Source organism: Pseudomonas sp. UBA4194 (assembly GCF_002379585.1).
Taxonomy (GTDB): domain Bacteria; phylum Pseudomonadota; class Gammaproteobacteria; order Pseudomonadales; family Pseudomonadaceae; genus Aquipseudomonas.
Genome location: NZ_DFUE01000042.1, coordinates 8,510 through 28,727 on the forward strand (window position 1 = coordinate 8,510; position 20,218 = coordinate 28,727).

Below are 20,218 nucleotides of genomic sequence, written 5' to 3' on the forward strand. Positions count from 1 at the left end.
GGGGATGGGGGGGGGGGGGGGAGGGGGTTCTGGGGGGGGGGCCCGTTGGGCGGTGCGCGGCGTTTGCACGGGGGGGGGGTGGGGGAGGTTTCGGGGGGGGGGGGGGGGCAACGACGTGCCCTGTAGGAGCGGCGTGCAGCCGCGAAGAGGCCAGCCCAGACACCCCTAAAAACCAATCCTGGAATTATTTTTACGCTCCCCCACTGCCCCATCCGTCTAGTCATAGCCAATGCAACTGATTCCCATTCGAATCAATGCAACTATAACGACGCACGACAGGGAGCGCTTTCGATGTCCAAAGGTTTTACCCGTCCCCACTTTCATCGCTCGGTGCTCACCGCCGCCCTGCTGCTGGCCGCCTTGCCTGCCGTGGGTACGGCCGCGGAGCCTGCACAGAACAGCACCCGCCACGGTGCCAGCTATGCCTTCAGCATCGCCCAGCAACCGCTGACTTCGGCGTTGAATGCCTTCAGCGCCGCCACCGGCTGGCAGGTGGGGCTGCCCGCCGATCTCGCCCAAAACGTTGCATCCCCCGGCGTACGTGGCAGCATGCCGCCAGAACAGGCCCTGGACCGCCTACTGGCGGGCACCCAGCTGCGCTATCGCAAGATCAGCCCCAACAACGTAGTGCTGGAGCGCAGCCCGCAGGGCGGGGTGATCGCATTGCAGCAACTGACCGTCAGCGCCACCCGCCAGGAACAAACGGTCGACAGCGTGCCCAGCAGCGTCAGCGTGCAGGACCGCGCTCAACTGGACCGCGACAACGTCAACAACATTCAAGACCTGGTGCGCTATGAGCCCGGCGTCTCGGTGGGGGGCACCGGCCTGCGCAGCGGCGTCACCGGCTACAACATTCGCGGCATCGATGGCGATCGCATTCTGACCCAGGTCGACGGCGTCGAGGTGCCCGACAGCTTCTTCAACGGCCCCTACGCGCAAACCGAACGTAATTACGTCGACCCGGAGATCGTCAAGCGCGTGGAAATCCTGCGCGGGCCGGCGTCGTCGTTGTACGGCAGCAGCGCCATCGGCGGCGTGGTCAGCTATTACACGCTGGACCCGGAAGACATCATCAAACCCGGCCAGGATGTCGGCGCCCGCTTGAAAACCGGCTACAGCTCGGCCGACGAAAGCTGGCTCAACTCGGCCACCGTGGCCGGCCGCACGGGGGACTTCGATGGCCTGTTGCACCTGAGCCAGCGCAATGGCCACGAGACCGAATCCTACGGCAACCACACCAGCACCGGCCTCAGCCGAACCGCCGCTGACCCGCAGGATGTGCGTTCGACCAACATCCTGGCCAAGCTGGGCTGGAACTACGCCGACGGTGCAAGGCTCGGGCTGACCTATGAAAAGTACAAGGACGACCGTGACGTCGATCTGAAAAGTGCCTATGGCGGCCCTTACAACAACGGCGCCCCGTTGGGCATGTACCGTTCGCGCGGCGGCAACGACACCATTACCCGCGAGCGGGTCGGCGTCACCCATGACTTCGATCTGGACAGTACCGTGGCGGACCACATCAAATGGAGCCTGAACTACCAGATCGCCAAAACCGACCAGCACACCGAGGAGAATTACTTCCCTTACGTGCGCAACGTGCTGCGGGTACGCGACACCACCTACAAGGAACGCCAGTGGGTATTGGACCTGCAACTGGACAAGGCCTTCGAGGTGGGTGAAACCGATCACCTGTTGACGTACGGCACCCAGATCCGCCAGCAGAAAGTCACTGGATCGCGCAGTGGCTATGGCACCTGCCTGACGGTATTCGGCACATGCCGAGCGGTTGGCGCGGACAGTCCAACCGATCGCCTGGTGAAATCCAGCGATTTCCCAGACCCCACCATCAACACCTACAGCCTGTTCGCCCAGGACGAGATTCGCTGGAACCAGTGGACCTTCCTGCCCAGCGCCCGCTACGACTACACCCAGCTCAAGCCACACCTGACGGAGGAATTCCTGCGCACCGTCAACCCTACGGGTGAATACGCCGTCACCGACAGCAACCGGAACTGGCACCGGTTATCGCCCAAGCTGGGGGTAACCTATGACTTCAACGACCACTACACCTGGTATGGGCAGTACGCCGAGGGCTTCCGCACGCCATCGGCCAAGGCGCTGTACGGTCGCTTCGAAAACCTGGGAGCAGGCTACACCGTCCAGCCCAACCCGGATCTGGACCCGGAGAAAAGCAAAAGCTATGAGACCGGCCTGCGCGGCAAATTCGACGCAGGGACCTTCGATATCGCAGCGTTCTACAACACGTATCGCGACTTCATCAATGAGGATGCGGTGACCGCCGGCTCCACTTCCGCAGTGTTCCAGAGCAACAACATCAAGCACGCCACCATCAAGGGCGTCGAGCTCAAGGGCCGCCTGAACCTGGACAGCTTCGGCGCTCCCCAGGGCCTGTACAGCCAAGGCTCCATCGCCTATGCCCATGGCAAGAACCAGGACAACGGCCAGCCCCTCAACAGCGTCAATCCACTCAAGGGTGTGTTCGGCCTGGGCTACGAGCAGGTGCACTATGGCGGCTTGCTGAGCTGGACATTGGTCAAGCGCCAGAACCGGGTCGATAGCAGCGCCTTCAAGTCTCCGGACGGCAGCGGCGTATTCAATACGCCGGGCTTTGGCATCCTCGACCTGGCGGGCTATTACAAGGTGACCGACGACATCACCGTCAACGCCGGTCTCTACAACCTTACCGACAAGAAATACTGGCTGTGGGACGACGTGCGCAGCTACGACGGCGTGGGTGAAGCCGCCGTGCTGGCCCCTGCCAACCTCGATCGCCTGACCGCACCCGGTCGTAATTTCGCGATCAATCTGGTCTGGGACATCTGATAATGGCACTGTAGAGGCCGCCAGCCGCTGCCTCTACGGTGATTTTTTTACGGTCCCCTGTCAGCTGATTCGTCTCGTCTACACAGCACCGCATTTTTCAAGGAATTCGCAATGACCGTCACCGAGCATACCCAGGACCCTGCCCCGCTGCGCTCCGCCCGCTTGCGCGCGATCAGCCATGCGCTGCATGACAGTCTGGAAAACGCTGTCGCCGGCTACGCACCCTTCGACACGCCGCAAAGCTACGCCCGCTTTCTGCAGATGCAGTACCTGTTCCAGTCCGAACTGCAACACCTGTACAACGACCCTGCCCTGATCGCCCTGTTTCCCGACCTGCCCGAGCGCTGCCGCGCCGAAGCGGCGCGGGCAGACCTGGCCGACCTGGGTGTGGCGATTCCCGCACCGGTACCTGGCGCTTTGAACGCGCCCAGCCTGGCCACGGCGCTGACCTGGATTCGTGTCTCCGAAGGGTCTAAACTCGGCGCCGCGATCCTGATCAAACGGGCCAACGCCCTGGGCTATACCGAGAGCTTCGGTGCTCGTCACCTGGCTGAACCCGAAGGTGGGCGCGCCAAAGGCTGGAAAGCCTTCAACGCGATCTTCGATGCCCTGCCTTTCAGCGCCGCTGAAGAGGCCCAGGCCGATCAAGCGGCCAACGATGCTTTCGCCCGCCTGCAGGTGCTGCTGCAACACACCTACGCCGACCATCGGGAAACGGCACCGGCTTGAAACCCCACGCTATGGAACTCATGGACAACCCTCGCCCCTTACCCTCGAAGATGGCCCGCATTCTTTATGGCCTGCTGGCTTACACCAGCTTGATCATCGGCCTGATCGCCATCGTGGTGCCGGGGTTGCCGACCACCGAGTTCATTCTGCTGGCTGCCTGGGCCGCCACCAAGAGCTCACCGCGCCTGAGCGCGTGGCTGGAAAACCACCGCCTGTTCGGGCCGATGCTCAGCAACTGGCGCAATGGCAAGATCATCACGCGCCGCACCAAGGTCAGCGCCACGGTGAGCATGGTCGTGTGTTCGGTGGTGATGTGGTTCACGCTCAAACAGCACTGGCCGGTGTATGCGGCCATTGCCGGCATGCTGCTGGTGAACCTGTGGATCTGGTCTCGGCCAGAGAAACCTGTCGCCGACCGCTGAGCGGACACTGCTGAACTGCCTGCGGGCGCGGGCAGTCTATGGCCTATCTGCCACGGACCCTGTAACGGAGGACCTGATTATGTTCGAGCCCGGCCATCTGCATCTGACCCATGTCGGCGTACAGCCCGAAGACACCGACTTCAGCATTGATCTCACCTATGAGGTGCGCACGGGCGAAGCCGAGGGAAAGCTGGTGCATTTCCACCTCAAAGGCACTATCAACGGCCAGAGTTTCGAGGAGGAGTTCGAACTGCCCAAGGACCTGGCCTACAACTTTGCCAGCGCAGCCGACAGGATTGCCCGCAAGCACGGCCTGCCCACCACGCAGCTGTTCCCGCTAGAGGATCACAAGGACTACGACGAAATGTTCGAAGACCTCCGCCACCAACTCGACGCCCACCCCGGCGACCCAGTAGATCCCCACCACCTGTAGCAGCGGCGTAAGCCGCGTCAGCCCTCCAAAATACCCCAACCCAAACGTAGGAGTCCAACATGGGCCCCAGACCCGGCTTACGCCGGTGCTACGTGATTATGTTGCGGGTTGGGTTTTGGCATACTGGGTGACTTCGTTTTCGGGAATGTCCGCGGCCCATGCGTATCCATGTCAGCTTCATTGACCGAGTAGGTATCACCCAGGAGGTGCTGGCCCTGCTCGGTGCCCGCAATCTGAACCTGGATGCGGTGGAGATGGTTCCGCCCAACGTCTACATCGATGCTCCCACCTTGAGCCCGCTGGTGCTCGAAGAACTGCACGATGCACTGTTTCGGGTGCGCGGTGTGGAGGATGTGAGGGTGGTGGATATCTTGCCGGGCCAGCGCCGACACTTGCAGTTGGACGCCTTGCTGGCGGCGATGACGGACCCGGTGCTGGCGCTGGACAGCGCCGGTAATGTGTTGCTGGCCAACCCGGCGCTCATCGCGCTCTATGGCCGCGAGCCTGCGGGCCAGTCCGTGGCCGAGCTGTTTGGCGACCCGGCGCTGCTCGGCGCTCTGTTGGAGAACGGCTTCAGGCTACCTCTGCGCGAGGTCACCCTCGATAGCCAGACCCTGTTGCTCGATGCCACCCCCATTACCGACGCCGGTGCCCTGCTGACCTTGTACCCGCCTAATCGCATGGGCGAACGCCTGGCCGCCTTGCACCATGACCACGCCGAAGGCTTTGATTCGCTGCTGGGCGACTCGGCGCCGATTCGCACCTTGAAGGCCCGCGCTCAGCGCGTTGCAGCCCTGGATGCGCCGCTGTTGATCCAGGGCGAAACCGGCACGGGCAAAGAGCTGGTCGCCCGCGCCTGCCACGCCGTCAGTGCCCGCCACAGCTCGCCGTTCCTGGCATTGAACTGCGCCGCGTTGCCGGAAAACCTCGCCGAGAGCGAACTGTTCGGCTACGCCCCGGGTGCCTTCACCGGCGCCCAGCGCGGCGGCAAGCCCGGGCTGATGGAGCTTGCCCACCAAGGCACAGTGTTCCTCGACGAAATCGGCGAGATGTCCCCCTACCTGCAAGCCAAGCTGCTGCGCTTTCTCAACGACGGCAGCTTCCGCCGGGTAGGCGGCGACCGCGAGGTCAAAGTCAACGTACGCATCCTCAGCGCGACCCATCGCAATCTGGAAAAAATGGTAGCCGAGGGCGCGTTTCGCGAAGACCTGTTCTACCGCCTCAATGTGCTCAACCTGGACGTGCCACCGCTGCGTGATCGCGATCAGGACATCCTGCTGCTGGCGCGCTATTTCATGCAGCAGGCCTGCACCCAGATCCAACGGCCGGTGTGTCGGCTGACGCCCAGTACCTACCCGGCACTGCTGGGCAACCGCTGGCCCGGCAACGTCAGGCAACTGCAGAACGTGATCTTCCGCGCTGCGGCGATCTGCGAGGGCAATCAGGTGGACATCGATGACCTGGATATCGCCGGTACTGCGGTGGGTCGGCGCAGCGAAGGGGAAGTGGTCAGCCTGGAGCAGGCGGTGGGGGACTTCGAGAAGGGGTTGCTAGAGAAACTCTACGGCAGCTATCCATCGACACGGCAATTGGCAGCCCGGCTACAGACTTCGCACACGGCGATTGCCACGCGGCTGCGCAAGTACGGGATCGGTGTGGGGCGGTGATTTGGATCGGCGGTGGATGGTCCCCTCACCCCAGCCCTCTCCCGAGGGGAGAGGGAGCCGATCACGGTCTGCCTTTAGCTCCCTCTCCCTCAGGGAGAGGGCTGGGGTGAGGGGACCATCCCCCACAAATCCCACTGCTGCCGTACCGATACCAATACACCGTACCCATATCAATACACCCCTCGCCCCCTCTAATCTCAACACCCTGATCCCGCAACCCTTTCCACCTGGAACGAAATCAATACACCTCCTCCCCCGCACAAAACTCTCAAACACCCCACAACCTCCAGCCCCTAACACTTCCAGCAACTTGGCAACCATCTTGCTAAGTAACCGCCATTATCAAAGCACCTAGCCTCTGACGGAGTGCACATGAGCGAGTTGCGTTTTACCGTTGAACACGAATGGCTGCGCGTCGAAGCTGACGGCAGTGTCACGGTCGGCATTACCCCTTTTGCCCAGAACGCCCTGGGTGACGTGGTGTTCGTGCAACTTCCCGAGCTGACCCGCTACAGCAAAGACGCCGAGGCTTCGGTGGTAGAGTCGGTCAAGGCCGCGAGCAGCATCAATATGCCGCTGGACGGCGAAGTGGTAGAAGTGAACGGCGCACTCGACGCCACCCCTGAACTCGTCAACGAAGACCCCCTGGCCAGCGGCTGGTTTTTCCGCTTCGTACCTGACGACGCCAGCCAGGTGAGCGAACTGCTTGACCAGCAGGCTTACGACAACCTGATCGCTCAAAGCTGAGGACCGAACATGACTGGCTCCATCACGCTGCACACCGATAACGAATTCATCGCCCGCCACATCGGTCCCCGCCAGGCGGACGAGCAGGACATGCTGGAAACCCTGGGCTTCGACAGCCTGGACGCGTTGAGCGCCAGCGTCATCCCGGAAAGCATCAAAGGCACCAGCGTACTCGACCTGGGCGCCGGCCAGAGCGAAGCCGACGCCCTGGCTGCGATCAAGGCGATCGCGGGCCAGAACCAACTGTTCAAGACCCATATCGGTCAGGGCTACTACAACACCCACACCCCCGCGCCGATCCTGCGCAACCTGCTGGAAAATCCGGCCTGGTATACCGCCTACACCCCGTACCAGCCGGAAATCTCCCAGGGCCGCCTGGAAGCACTGCTGAATTTCCAGACGCTGATCAGCGACCTGACTGGCTTGCCGATTGCCAACGCATCGCTGCTGGATGAAGCCACCGCCGCTGCCGAAGCCATGACCTTCTGCAAACGCCTGAGCAAGAACAAGAGCAGCCATCAGTTCTTCGCCTCCAGCCATTGCCACCCGCAGACGCTGGACGTGTTGCGCACCCGCGCCGAGCCCCTGGGCATCGAAGTGGTGATCGCCGATGAGCGCGAACTCAGCGACGTCACGCCGTTTTTCGGCGCGCTGCTGCAGTACCCCGCCAGCAACGGCGATGTGTTCGATTACCGCGAACTGGTGGAGCGTTTCCATGCCGCCAATGCCCTGGTCGCCGTCGCCGCCGACCTGCTGGCCCTGACCCTGCTGACCCCTCCGGGCGAATTCGGTGCCGACGTGTCCATCGGCAGCGCACAGCGCTTCGGCGTGCCGCTGGGCTTCGGTGGCCCCCATGCCGCCTACTTCTCCACCCGCGATGCGTTCAAGCGCGACATGCCCGGGCGCTTGGTCGGCGTGTCCATCGACCGCCACGGCAAGGCCGCCCTGCGCCTGGCCATGCAGACCCGCGAGCAGCATATCCGCCGCGAGAAAGCTACCAGCAACATCTGCACCGCCCAGGTCCTGCTGGCCAACATCGCCAGCATGTACGCCGTGTACCACGGCCCGGCCGGGCTGACGCAGATTGCCCAGCGCACTCACCAACTGACCGCCATCCTCGCCGCCGGCCTCAAGCAACTGGGCGTCAACGTCGAGCAAGCACACTTCTTCGACACCCTGAGCCTGGCGACCGGCGCCAGCACCGCCCAGCTGCATGACAGGGCGCGCGAGGCGGGCCTCAACCTGCGCCACATCGACGCCCAGCGCCTGGGCCTGTCCCTGGACGAAACCAGTCGCCAGGCCGATGTCGAGCAACTGTGGAGCCTGTTCGACGGCGAGCAGCCGGATTTCGCAACCTTGGCCAGCTCGGTGAGCGCCCAGTTGCCCGACGCTCTGCTGCGCCAGTCGGCGATCCTGGAACACGCGGTATTCAACCGCTATCACTCCGAAACCGAGCTGATGCGTTACCTGCGCAAGCTGGCCGACAAGGACCTGGCCCTGGACCGCACCATGATCCCGCTGGGCTCGTGCACCATGAAGCTCAACGCCGCCAGCGAGATGATCCCGGTGACCTGGGCCGAATTCGGCAATCTGCACCCCTTTGCCCCTGCCGAGCAGAGCAAGGGCTACCAGTTGCTGACCGACGAACTCGAGGCCATGCTGTGCGCCGCCACGGGCTACGACGCGGTGTCGCTGCAGCCCAACGCCGGCTCCCAGGGTGAATACGCCGGCCTGCTGGCCATCCGCGCGTACCACCAGAGCCGCGGCGATGAACGCCGTGATGTGTGCCTGATTCCGTCGTCGGCCCACGGCACCAACCCCGCGACCGCCCAGATGGCCGGCATGCGCGTGGTGGTCACGGCGTGCGATGCCCGCGGCAACGTCGACATCGAAGACTTGCGCGCCAAGGCTACCGAGCATCGTGACAAGCTGGCTGCCCTGATGATCACCTACCCATCCACCCATGGTGTGTTCGAGGAAGGTATCCGCGAGATCTGCGCGATCGTGCACGATAACGGCGGCCAGGTGTACATCGATGGCGCCAACATGAACGCCATGGTGGGCCTGTGCGCACCGGGCAAGTTCGGTGGCGACGTTTCCCACCTGAACCTGCACAAGACCTTCTGCATTCCCCACGGTGGCGGCGGCCCAGGCGTCGGCCCGATCGGCGTGAAATCCCATCTGGCGCCGTTCCTGCCCGGCCATGCCCACATGGACCGCAAACAGGGCGCGGTGTGTGCAGCGCCGTTCGGCAGCGCCAGCATCCTGCCGATCACCTGGATGTACATCCGCATGATGGGCGGCGAAGGGCTCAAGCGCGCCTCGCAGTTGGCCATTCTCAACGCCAACTACATCTCGCGCCGTCTGGAAGAGCATTACCCGGTGCTGTACACCGGCAGCAACGGCCTGGTGGCCCACGAGTGCATTCTGGATCTGCGCCCGCTCAAGGACAGCAGTGGCATCAGCGTCGACGACGTGGCCAAGCGCCTGATCGACTTCGGCTTCCACGCCCCGACCATGTCGTTCCCGGTGGCCGGGACACTGATGATCGAACCGACCGAAAGCGAGTCGCGCGAAGAGCTCGACCGGTTCTGCGAGGCGATGATCCAGATCCGCGAAGAAATTCGCGCTGTGGAACAGGGCACCCTGGACAAGGATGACAACCCACTGAAAAACGCCCCGCACACGGCGGCGGAAATCGTTGGCCAGTGGAGTCATCCGTACAGCCGCGAGCAGGCCGTGTACCCGCTGCCCTCTCTGGTGGAAAGCAAATACTGGCCACCGGTGGGTCGCGTCGACAACGTGTTCGGCGACCGCAATCTGGTCTGTGCCTGCCCATCGATCGAGTCGTATCAGGAAGCCTGACACCGCTAGCGCGCCTGCCCTGCCGGGCTGGCGCCAACCCTATTCAAGGAGCCAACGATGTCCGAAGCGATCCTGCATAAAACTCCCTTGCATGCCTTGCACCTAGAGCTGGGTGCACGCATGGTGCCTTTTGCCGGCTATGACATGCCGGTGCAGTACCCCTTGGGCGTGATGAAAGAACACCTGCACACCCGCGCCCAGGCCGGCCTGTTCGACGTGTCGCACATGGGTCAGATCCGTCTGCTGGGTGCTGAAGCAGCCGGCGCCCTGGAAGCCCTGGTGCCGGTAGACATCGTGGACCTGCCCGTGGGGATGCAGCGCTACGCCATGTTTACCGCAGAAAACGGCGGCATTCTGGACGACCTGATGGTCGCCAACCTGGGCAACGACACCCTGATGCTGGTGGTCAATGCCGCCTGCAAGGACCAGGACCTGGCCCATCTGCGGCAACACCTGGGCAACCACTGCCAGATCGAGCCGCTGTTCGAAGAACGTGCCCTGCTGGCTCTGCAAGGGCCAGCAGCCGTCAGCGTACTGCAGCGACTGGCCCCTGAAGTGGCGAACATGACCTTCATGCAGTTCGCCACCGTGCAACTGCTGGGCGTGGACTGCTATGTGAGCCGATCCGGGTATACCGGTGAAGACGGTTATGAAATCTCGGTGCCCACTGCCAACGCCGAAGCATTGGCCCGGGCGCTGCTGGCCGAGCCCGAGGTAGAGGCGATCGGCCTCGGCGCCAGGGATTCCCTGCGCCTGGAAGCGGGCCTGTGCCTGTATGGTCACGACATGGACCGTGACACTAGCCCCGTGGAAGCGGGGCTGCTGTGGGCGGTGTCGAAATCCCGTCGGGCCGACGGGCCACGTGCCGGCGGCTTCCCGGGCGCAGACACGGTGTTCGCGCAGCAACAGGACGGCGCTGCCCGCAAGCGGGTCGGTCTGCTGCCCCAGGAGCGTACGCCGGTGCGCGAAGGTGCCGAGGTGGTCGACGATGCGGGCAGCGTGGTGGGCCGCATCTGCAGCGGCGGCTTCGGCCCCACGCTCAACGCCCCGGTTGCGATGGGCTATGTGGAAGCGCGTTTCACCAAACTGGACACGCCCCTGTGGGCCATCGTGCGCGGGAAGCGCGTGGCACTGAAAGTCAGCAGGATGCCGTTCGTTCCCCAGCGCTACTATCGCGGTTGATGCACCGCTAAGAGTGGCTGCGAAGTGCGTCGTTGTCAGTAGAAAAAAACTATGACGTCGCCGTCTGGCGTCATAGTTTCATCACATGAATCTGCACCATTTTCGTTATCGAAATGCACTGACGCCAAGCGAACGCAACGGAATGCACAAGCATGGGGCAATCGCCGTAATACGGCGTAAACACCGGCAAAAAAGGTCGAAAAGCAGCGTGTGTCGGGGCTTGTTTTTGGCGCTGAAGTTAGCGTAGAGTTTCTCCACTGTGTTTGCATGGGTCGCTTGGATCGTGACCTGGGCAGTAGCTCTAAGTATTGCTACAACCCGTTCGACGTCCCTTAACTTTCCTGCAACCAGCCCAGTACTCTTTCATTTGAAAGAAGCTGTTACTAATTCTAAGTTTCAAGGAAATTAAGCTATGTCGAATCGTCAGAGCGGTACCGTCAAGTGGTTCAACGACGAGAAAGGTTTCGGTTTTATCACTCCTGAGAGCGGTCCGGATCTGTTCGTCCACTTCCGCGCCATTCAGGGCAACGGCTTCAAGAGCCTGAAAGAAGGCCAGAAGGTGACCTTCATCGCCGTGCAGGGCCAGAAAGGCATGCAGGCTGATGAGGTTCAAGCCGAGGCTTGATTTCATCCGTATGAAAGAGCCCCAAGCGCTTCGCGCCTTGGGGCTTTTTTGTGCCCGGTTGCGGGAGTGCTAGCCTGACCTCATGAGCACTCACGTTCTTGCACCCGCCGCGAACTTCCCCCTGGCCAGCCTCGGTAGACGGCTGGCGGCCATGGTCTACGACGCCCTGCTGTGCCTGGCGCTGCTGATGGTCACCACGCTCGTGTACAAACTGCTGTGGATGGCCTGGCTTGGCGAGGGCCAACTGCGGGCGATGTCCGATGCTGGCGCGCTGGACGGCGACCCACTGCTGTCGACGCTGCTGCTAGGGGTGTTGTTTGCCTTCTTCGCCAAGTTCTGGACTCATGCCGGGCAGACGCTGGGCATGCAGGTGTGGGGCATCCGTGTGCAGAACGCCGATGGCACCGCCATCAGCCTATGGCAAGCGCTGCTGCGCTTCATGGTGGCCATCGCCTCGTGGCTGTGCCTGGGGATGGGCTATTGGTGGATGCTGCTGGACAAGCGCCGCTGCACCTGGCACGACCTGTATTCGGAAAGCGTGGTGGTGCGGGTGGCTAAATCGGGGCGATGATGGGGTGATCTTGCGGGCCTCATCGCGGGTAGAACCCGCTCCCACATAAGCCTTCCCGCACCACTGAGCCTCCCCTGTGGGAGCGGGCTCTACCCGCGATAAGGCCCGCAACACAGTCACAAAAAAACCGGCCCGCAAAGGCCGGTTCTTTCACTGCAACAACCCTACCCTGCCCGCCTCAGCAACCACACCCCGGCTACGGCACAGATCGCCGCCGGGATCACTACCGCCAGCAGCGGTGGGAAGCCGAACACCAGGCTCGACGGCCCAAGCAGGTCCTGGGCAATGCGGAACACGAAGCCCACCAGGACGCCGGTGAACACACGCTGGCCCAGGGTCACCGAACGCAGCGGGCCGAAGATGAACGAGATGGCCATCAACACCAGCGCGGCGGTCACCAGCGGCTGCAGCACCTTGACCCAGAACGCCAGCCAGTACTGACCGTTGTTCAGGCCTTGGTCCTTCAGATAGTGGATATACCCCCACAGACCGGAAATCGACAGCGCTTCGGGGGCGACGATCACGGTGCTGAGCAGTTGCGGAGTCAGGGAGACCTCCCACAGCTCGTCCGCAGCCTTGACCACTTCGGTGCGGTCGCCGTGGAATTTCGTGGTGGTGATGTCGCTCAACTGCCAGTGATCGACTTCGTATTGCGCCTTGCGCGCGAAGCTGGCGCTGAGCATGTGACGTTGATCGTCGAAACGATAGCGGGTCACCCCATACAGCAGGCCATTGGGCTGCACGGTGTTGATGTGGATGTACTCATCACCCTGACGGTGCCACATGCCGTGCTTGCTGCTCTGCGCATCGCCACTGCCCTGAGCCAGGGAGCGATCGGCCTGGGCCTTGTTTTCGGCAGCCGGTGCCACGTACTCACCGACCAGCACGCCAACGATCATCAGTACCAGCATGGGCTTCATCACCGCCCAGACGATACGGCCAACCGATACACCGGCGGCGCGCATGATGGTCAATTCGCTGCTGCTGGCCAGGCTGCCCAGGCCGATCAGGCAGCCGATCAGCGCTGCCATCGGCAGCATGTCGTAGACCCGCCGCGGCGCGGTCAGCGCCACGTACTTGCTGGCATCGAGCAAGGTATAGCTGTCGCTGATGTCGCCCATCTCGTCGATGAAGGCAAACAGCGAGGCCAGGCCCAGGATGATGCCCAGTACCGCGAGAATCGCTACCGCGACACTCTTGCCGATATAGCGGTCGAGCTTAACCACGGCTCACCCCCTGGGCGCGACGCGCGGCACGTTTGAGCCGCAGCGGCTGCCAGTACATCAGGCCCAGGCCGATGGCCAGGAACAGCACGTGCACCCACCACATGCCCAGCGCAGCGGGCAACTTGCCCTTCTCCATGGCACTGCGGGCAGCAATCAGAATCGTCAGGTAAGCCATATAAAGCAGAATCGCCGGCAGCAGCTTGAGGAAGCGACCCTGGCGCGGGTTGACCCGCGACAGCGGCACCGCCATCAGGGCCACGATGAATACCAGCACCGGCAGCGACAGGCGCCACTGCAACTCGGCCCGTGGCCGCGGTTCAGTGCTGCCCCACAGCTCGCTGGTGGGGATGGCTTCACGGTCGGTGATGTCGTCGCTGACATCGGGCTTGGGCAGCAACACACCATAGGTGTCGTACTGGATGGCCCGGTAGTTGGCTTCGCCCGGATTACCGTCGTAGCGGAAACCGTTTTCCAGGATCAGGTAGCGGTTGCCGTCGGCACGAATCTCCTGGCGGCCCTTTTCTGCAACCAGCACGGAGATGCCGCGATCCTTGGCCTTGTCTTGCGACATGCGCTTTTCGGAGATGAACACGCCGCCCAGGTCGACACGGTTTTCCGAAAGGCTCTCGGTGTAGGTCACCCGCGTACCGTCACGCAGCGCCTGAAAGCGCCCGGGCACCAGGGTGTCGAATTCGGTCATGGCATCCTGCTGGTTGATGATCTTGGCCACCTGGGCAACGCCCTGGGGGGCCAGGCTCAGGCTCAACCACGCCACCAGCAGCGCCACCAGGGCAGCAGGCGCCATGGTGATTGCCAGCAGGCGCTGCTGGCTCATGCCAGTGGCCGCCAGCACGGTCATCTCGCTTTCCAGGTACAGGCGACCGTATGCCAGCAGAATACCCAGGAACAGGCCCAGCGGCAGGATCAGTTGCAGGAAGCCCGGCAGGCGAAAGCCCATGATCATGAACAGCACGCCCGGATCGAGGATGCCGGACGCGGCCTGGGCCAGGTATTTGATGAAGCGTCCGCTCATGATGATCACCAGCAGCACAGCACTGACTGCGCTCAGGGTGATCATGACCTCGCGGGACAGATAACGGAAAACGATCAAACCAGACACTCCAGGGTCGTCGTGCTCAGGCAGCCCGACAGGGGGAACGTAGCAACCACGACAGTGGCCGGCTCGCCCGAGGCGAGCCAGGTAAAAAGTTGCCGCATTATCCTGTGAAAGGCCGTGGCTGTCACTTGGCAGCGGCAACGGGTGGACAATTACCACCATGCAAAGGTTGCTAGTGACCTTGGGCTGGGGTCAAACTGGGCGCTTTCGCGCGACCCGACAGGCGCGCGCACCGACCGATAATCAGGGGTTCTGGATATGGAATTGGTTGTAAAGAGCGTCAATGCCGAATCAGTGAAAACCGCGACCCTGGTGGTCGCCATCGGCGAAGAGCGCGCCCTGGGCGTGGTCGCCGCCAAGATCGATAGCCTGAGCGGCGGCCTGATCAGCGCGGCCCTCAAGCGCGGCGACATCGCCGGCAAATCCGGCCAGACCCTGCTGCTGCCAGGCGTGCCTGCCCTGAAGGCCGAGCGCCTGCTGCTGGTGGGTGTGGGCAAGGACACCGAACTGGGTGACCGCCCTTGGCGCAAGCTGGCCAGCGCTGCCTACGGCGCACTGAAAAACTTGGGCGGCAGCGATGCCGTGCTCGCCCTGGACGAGCTGACGGTCAAGGGCCGTGATGCCTACGCCAAGACCCGCCTGTTGGCCGAGACCTTGCTGGACGGCGAATATGTATTCGATCGTTTCAAGAGCAAGAAAGCCGAGCCGCGCGCACTGAAGAAAATCACCCTGCTGACCGCCAAGGCCACCCAGGCCGACGTCGAGCGCGCCGTGGCCCACGCCAAGGCGATTGCCAGCGGCATGAGCTTCACCAAGGACCTGGGCAACCTGCCGCCGAACCTGTGCCACCCAAGCTTCCTGGCCGACGCGGCAAAAAGCCTGAGCAAGGCGCACAAGAACCTCAAGGTGGAAATCCACGACGAGAAGAAGCTCAAGGAACTGGGCATGGGTGCCTTCCTGGCCGTGGCCCAGGGCAGCGCCCAGCCCCCTCGCCTGATCGTGCTCAACTATCAGGGCGCGAAGAAATCCGAGCAGCCGTATGTGCTGGTAGGTAAAGGCATCACCTTTGACACCGGCGGCATCAGCATCAAGCCCGCCGCCGGCATGGACGAAATGAAGTACGACATGTGTGGCGCCGCCAGCGTGTTCGGCACCCTGCGCGCCGTGGTCGAGTTGGAGCTGCCGATCAACCTGGTGTGCCTGATGGCCTGCGCCGAAAACATGCCCAGCGACCGCGCCACGCGGCCTGGCGATATCGTCGAGACCATGAGCGGGCAGACCGTGGAAATCCTCAACACCGACGCCGAAGGCCGTCTGGTGCTGTGCGACGCGCTGACCTACGCCGAACGTTTCAAGCCCCAGGCGGTGATCGATATCGCCACCCTGACCGGCGCCTGTGTGGTAGCGCTGGGCGGTCACACGTCGGGCCTGATGGGCAACAACGACGAACTGGTGGGGCAACTGCTCAGCGCCGGTAAACAGGCTGACGACCGTTGCTGGCAACTGCCGTTGTTCGACGAGTACCAGGAACAGCTGGACAGCCCGTTCGCCGACATCGCCAATATCGGCGGCCCCAAAGGCGGCACCATTACCGCCGGTTGCTTCCTGTCGCGTTTTGCCAAGGAGTACAACTGGGCTCACCTGGACATCGCCGGTACCGCGTGGGTAAGCGGCGGCAAGGACAAGGGCGCCACTGGCCGTCCCGTGCCCCTGCTGACTCAATACCTGCTGGATCGCGCCGGGGTTTGATCGTGGTGTGTCAGTGCGGGCGCGCGAGCGCGCGCACTGACACCACACTCCCCCCAGGACCCTCACCATGCCCCAAGTCGATTTCTACATCCTGCCAACCCCCCTGCCCGCCGCCCGCCTGGACTTCGCCTGCAAACTGGGCGAGAAAGCCTGGCGCCTGGGCCACAGGGTCTACATCCACTGCGCCGACGTGGCGCAGCGTGAAGAACTGGACGCCCGCCTGTGGAGCTTCAAAGGCGAAAGCTTCGTACCCCACAGCCTGGCCGAGGAAGACCCGCAGGCGCCGGTGACCCTGGGCATCGCAGCACAGGCGCCGGGCCAGGATGATCTGCTGATCAATCTGTCGACCACCGTTCCAGCCTTTGCCGGGCAATTCGCCCGCGTGGCCGAAGTGGTGGTTGAAGACCCTGCTATTCGTCAGGCCGCCCGGGAGAGTTTTCGTTTCTACCGCGAACAAGGCTATCCTCTGCAAGACCACCGCTTACAGCGACTTTGAGCCCACGATGGACAACAACACCAAGCCTTTGCCCAAGTCCGTGCACCTGCTGGACGACCTCGAGTCGATCCGACGACTGCTCGGCGACGACACCCTGCAACCGCCTCTGCTGACCGATGCCGTGGACAGCGACGAGGAACAGATTCCGCTGTTGTTCGAACTCGAAGGTGACCAGCCCGCCGCTGCCCCGGTCGAGCCGCCTCAGCCCGCTACTGCGCCGTCCCAGGCCACCCCCGAACGTAACCGCCAGGACACCCTGCTGCATTTGGACGCCGAATTGCGCGCCGCCGCGCAGTTGATCATGCAGGATGTGATCGACGACTTTGCCCCGCACATCGAGACGGAAATCAAGCGTCGCCTGGAAGCGCGCATGGAGCGGTTGTTGAATCAGGGGTGATTCGGGTCTGGGTTTTGCGGTGAATGGTCCCCTCACCCCAGCCCTCTCCCTGGGGGAGAGGGCGCTAAAGGCGGACCGCGATCGGCTCCCTCTCCCTCAGGGCGATACGGCGGCCCGGGAGGGCTGGGGTGAGGGGACCATCCACCACCGTCCCCCCAGAATCCGAACCACCCCTGCCCCATCCCCGATCACACCTACAGATTGCGCGCCACGTTCGCTATACTCTGCGGTTTTCCCGAATCATGCCTTATAGGGTCCCGCCGCGCATGGACAAGACCTACCAGCCGCACGCAATCGAAACTTCCTGGTACCAGACCTGGGAGGCCGAAAACTATTTCGCCCCGCAAGGTGCCGGCGACTCCTACACCATCATGATCCCGCCGCCGAACGTCACCGGCAGCCTGCACATGGGCCACGGTTTCAACAACGCGATCATGGACGCCCTGATCCGTTTCCGCCGCATGCAGGGTCGCAACACCCTGTGGCAGCCAGGCACCGACCACGCCGGTATCGCTACCCAGATGCTGGTCGAGCGCCAGATCGAAGCCCATGGCCAGAATCGCCACGACCTGGGCCGCGAGAAATTCCTGGAAAAGATCTGGGAATGGAAAGACCAGTCCGGTGGCAACATCAGCCGCCAGATTCGCCGCCTGGGCTCGTCGGTAGACTGGAGCCGCGAGCGTTTCACCATGGACGATGGCCTCTCCGAAGCGGTCAAGGAAGCCTTCGTGCGCCTGCACGAAGACGGCCTGATCTACCGCGGCAAGCGCCTGGTCAACTGGGACACCAAGCTGCACACGGCCATCTCCGACCTGGAAGTTGAAAACCACGACGAAAAAGGTTTCCTCTGGAACCTCAAGTACCCCCTGGCCGACGGCGCGAAAACCGCAGAGGGCAATGCCTTCCTGATCGTCGCTACCACGCGTCCGGAAACCATGCTGGGTGACTCGGCTGTAGCCGTGAACCCCAACGACGAGCGCTACCAGGCGCTGATCGGCAACTTCGTCGAGTTGCCGCTGATCGGCCGCCGTATCCCGATCATCGCCGACGACTACTGCGATCCGGAATTCGGCACCGGCTGCGTGAAGATCACCCCGGCCCACGACTTCAACGACTACGAAGTCGGCAAGCGCCACAACCTGCCGCTGCTGAACATCTTCGACAAGAACGCCCACGTGCTGCCCGCCGCCCAGGTGTTCAACCTCGACGGCACGCTGAACGACAGCATCGACGGCACCCTGCCGGCCGAATACGCCGGGCTGGATCGTTTCGAAGCGCGCAAGCAGATCGTCGCCGCGTTCGACGCCGCCGGCCTGCTGGTGAGCGTCGATGACCACGCCTTGAAGGTGCCCAAGGGCGACCGCTCCGGCACCGTCATCGAGCCGTGGCTGACCGACCAGTGGTACGTGTCCACCAAGCCGCTGGCCGAACCTGCCATCGCCGCCGTCGAAGACGGCCGTATCGCCTTCGTGCCCAAGCAGTACGAGAACATGTACTTCTCCTGGATGCGCGATATCCAGGACTGGTGCATCAGCCGCCAGCTGTGGTGGGGCCATCGCATCCCGGCCTGGTACGACGAATCGGGCAAGGTGTATGTCGGCCGCAGCGAGGAAGAAGTGCGCGCCAAGCACGGCCTGGGCGCCGACGTAGTGCTCAACCAGGACAACGACGTGCTGGACACCTGGTTCAGCTCGGGCCTGTGGACCTTCTCCACCCTGGGCTGGCCAGAGCAGACCGAATTCCTGAAGAAATTCCACTCCACCGACGTGCTGGTCACCGGTTTCGACATCATTTTCTTCTGGGTCGCCCGGATGATCATGCTGACCATGCACCTGGTCAAAGATGAGCACGGCGTCCCGCAGGTGCCGTTCAAGACCGTCTACGTGCACGGCCTGGTGCGTGACAGCCAGGGCCAGAAGATGTCCAAGTCCAAGGGCAACGTACTGGACCCGCTGGACATCATCGATGGCATCGAGCTCGAAACCCTGGTGGAAAAACGCACCAGTGGGCTGATGCAGCCAAAGCTGGCGAAGAAGATCGAGAAGCAGACTCGCGACGAATTTGCCGACGGTATCGCCAGCTACGGCACCGACGCCCTGCGTTTCACCTTCTGCTCGCTGGCCTCCACCGGCCGCGACATCAAGTTCGACATGGGCCGGGTCGAGGGCTACCGCAACTTCTGCAACAAGATCTGGAACGCCGCCCGTTATGTGCTGGACAAAGGCGAGGACTGCGGCCAGAACGGCGAAGCCTACGAACTGTCCCTGGCTGACCGCTGGATCATCTCGCAACTGCAGCGTATCGAAGCCGAAGTGACCCGCCACCTGGACCAGTTCCGCTTCGACATGGCCGCTCAGGCCCTGTACGAATTTATCTGGAACCAGTATTGCGACTGGTACCTGGAGCTGTCCAAGCCGGTACTGTGGGACGAAAACGCGCCTGTCGAGCGTCAACGTGGTACACGCCGCACCCTGGTGCGCGTGCTGGAAGTCGCGCTGCGCCTGGCCCATCCGTTCATGCCGTTCATCACCGAGGAAATCTGGCAGCGCGTAGCGCCGCTGGCCGGTGCGCACGGCAAGACCATCATGCTGCAGCCATGGCCGGTGGCCAACGAAAGCCGCATCGACCCGGCCGCCGAGCAGGACATCGAGTGGCTCAAGGGCCTGATGCTGGGCGTGCGCAACATCCGTGGCGAGATGAACATCGGTCCGGGCAAGCCCCTGGCGCTGTTCCTCAAGAACACCGGCAGCGAAGACCAGCGCCGCCTGCAGGAAAACGACGCCCTGCTCAAGAAGCTGGCCAAGCTGGAATCCATCACCGTACTGGCCGCGGGCGAGGAAGCGCCGTTGAGCGCTACCGCGCTGGTGGGTGAAATGGAAGTGCTGGTGCCCATGGCCGGACTGATCGACAAGGATGCCGAACTGGCGCGCCTGGACAAGGAAATCCAGCGCCTGAACGGTGAAGTGGCGCGCGTGGGTGGCAAGCTGTCCAACGCTGCCTTCGTCGACAAGGCCCCGCCCGCAGTGATCGACAAGGAACGCGCCAAGCTGGCCGAAGCCGAGCAAGCCCTGGCCAAACTGGCCGAACAGCACGCGCGGATCGCCAGCCTGTAATCATCCGGCGGCCCCATCGCGGGTAGAACCCG

16 protein-coding genes are annotated in these 20,218 nt (G+C 63.0%); 14 read left to right on the plus strand and 2 right to left on the minus strand.

The window, feature by feature from the left end; genetic code table 11:
* Positions 1-291 precede the first annotated feature (291 nt).
* From B3397_RS10875 to B3397_RS10920, 10 genes are all read left to right on the plus strand, one after another.
* A complete protein-coding gene (locus B3397_RS10875) occupies positions 292-2,847 on the plus strand; it encodes a TonB-dependent receptor (protein ID WP_296249891.1) in 2,556 nt (851 codons plus the stop codon).
* 111 nt (positions 2,848-2,958) lie between these two features.
* Positions 2,959-3,576: a biliverdin-producing heme oxygenase gene (locus B3397_RS10880; RefSeq protein ID WP_296249892.1), complete on the plus strand. Its 618-nt coding sequence runs from the start codon at positions 2,959-2,961 to the stop codon at positions 3,574-3,576.
* Positions 3,577-3,596: 20 nt separating this feature from the next.
* Positions 3,597-3,998: a YbaN family protein gene (locus tag B3397_RS10885; protein ID WP_296249893.1), complete on the plus strand. Its 402-nt coding sequence runs from the start codon at positions 3,597-3,599 to the stop codon at positions 3,996-3,998.
* A 79-nt stretch (positions 3,999-4,077) separates the two neighbouring features.
* A complete protein-coding gene (locus B3397_RS10890; RefSeq protein ID WP_296249894.1) occupies positions 4,078-4,431 on the plus strand; it encodes a DUF5064 family protein in 354 nt (117 codons plus the stop codon).
* A 158-nt stretch (positions 4,432-4,589) separates the two neighbouring features.
* Positions 4,590-6,098, plus strand: coding sequence for a sigma-54-dependent transcriptional regulator (locus B3397_RS10895; protein WP_296249895.1), 1,509 nt, complete (start codon positions 4,590-4,592; stop codon positions 6,096-6,098).
* A gap of 372 nt (positions 6,099-6,470) precedes the next feature.
* On the plus strand, positions 6,471-6,845 hold the full coding sequence (gcvH, locus tag B3397_RS10900) for a glycine cleavage system protein GcvH (protein WP_296249896.1): 375 nt from the start codon (positions 6,471-6,473) through the stop codon (positions 6,843-6,845).
* Between the two features lie 9 nt (positions 6,846-6,854).
* The gene (gene gcvP, locus B3397_RS10905; protein ID WP_296249897.1) at positions 6,855-9,710 is read left to right on the plus strand and encodes an aminomethyl-transferring glycine dehydrogenase; all 2,856 of its coding nucleotides are present in this window, start codon (positions 6,855-6,857) and stop codon (positions 9,708-9,710) included.
* 57 nt (positions 9,711-9,767) lie between these two features.
* Positions 9,768-10,892, plus strand: coding sequence for a glycine cleavage system aminomethyltransferase GcvT (gcvT, locus tag B3397_RS10910; protein ID WP_296249898.1), 1,125 nt, complete (start codon positions 9,768-9,770; stop codon positions 10,890-10,892).
* A gap of 412 nt (positions 10,893-11,304) precedes the next feature.
* Positions 11,305-11,517, plus strand: coding sequence for a cold-shock protein (locus B3397_RS10915; RefSeq protein WP_296249899.1), 213 nt, complete (start codon positions 11,305-11,307; stop codon positions 11,515-11,517).
* A gap of 82 nt (positions 11,518-11,599) precedes the next feature.
* Positions 11,600-12,088 (plus strand): RDD family protein, encoded by a 489-nt coding sequence (locus B3397_RS10920; RefSeq protein WP_296249900.1) that lies wholly within the window; start codon positions 11,600-11,602, stop codon positions 12,086-12,088.
* A 164-nt stretch (positions 12,089-12,252) separates the two neighbouring features.
* Here B3397_RS10920 and lptG read toward each other — a convergent pair whose 3' ends face one another.
* Positions 12,253-13,314, minus strand: a complete 1,062-nt coding sequence (lptG, locus tag B3397_RS10925) for an LPS export ABC transporter permease LptG (protein WP_296249901.1) — start codon at positions 13,312-13,314, stop codon at positions 12,253-12,255.
* The gene (gene lptF / locus B3397_RS10930; RefSeq protein WP_296249902.1) at positions 13,307-14,425 is read right to left on the minus strand and encodes an LPS export ABC transporter permease LptF; all 1,119 of its coding nucleotides are present in this window, start codon (positions 14,423-14,425) and stop codon (positions 13,307-13,309) included. Before lptF ends, lptG begins: the two co-directional genes overlap by 8 nt.
* A gap of 264 nt (positions 14,426-14,689) precedes the next feature.
* Here lptF and B3397_RS10935 point away from each other — a divergent pair, with 264 nt between their 5' ends.
* From B3397_RS10935 to B3397_RS10950, 4 genes are all read left to right on the plus strand, one after another.
* Complete coding sequence (locus B3397_RS10935; RefSeq protein ID WP_296249903.1) at positions 14,690-16,180, plus strand: leucyl aminopeptidase; 1,491 nt, start codon at positions 14,690-14,692, stop codon at positions 16,178-16,180.
* 67 nt (positions 16,181-16,247) lie between these two features.
* On the plus strand, positions 16,248-16,676 hold the full coding sequence (locus B3397_RS10940; RefSeq protein WP_296249904.1) for a DNA polymerase III subunit chi: 429 nt from the start codon (positions 16,248-16,250) through the stop codon (positions 16,674-16,676).
* A gap of 7 nt (positions 16,677-16,683) precedes the next feature.
* On the plus strand, positions 16,684-17,073 hold the full coding sequence (locus tag B3397_RS10945) for a DNA polymerase III subunit chi (RefSeq protein ID WP_296249905.1): 390 nt from the start codon (positions 16,684-16,686) through the stop codon (positions 17,071-17,073).
* Between the two features lie 266 nt (positions 17,074-17,339).
* Positions 17,340-20,186 (plus strand): valine--tRNA ligase, encoded by a 2,847-nt coding sequence (locus tag B3397_RS10950; RefSeq protein WP_296249906.1) that lies wholly within the window; start codon positions 17,340-17,342, stop codon positions 20,184-20,186.
* Positions 20,187-20,218: the final 32 nt, after the last annotated feature.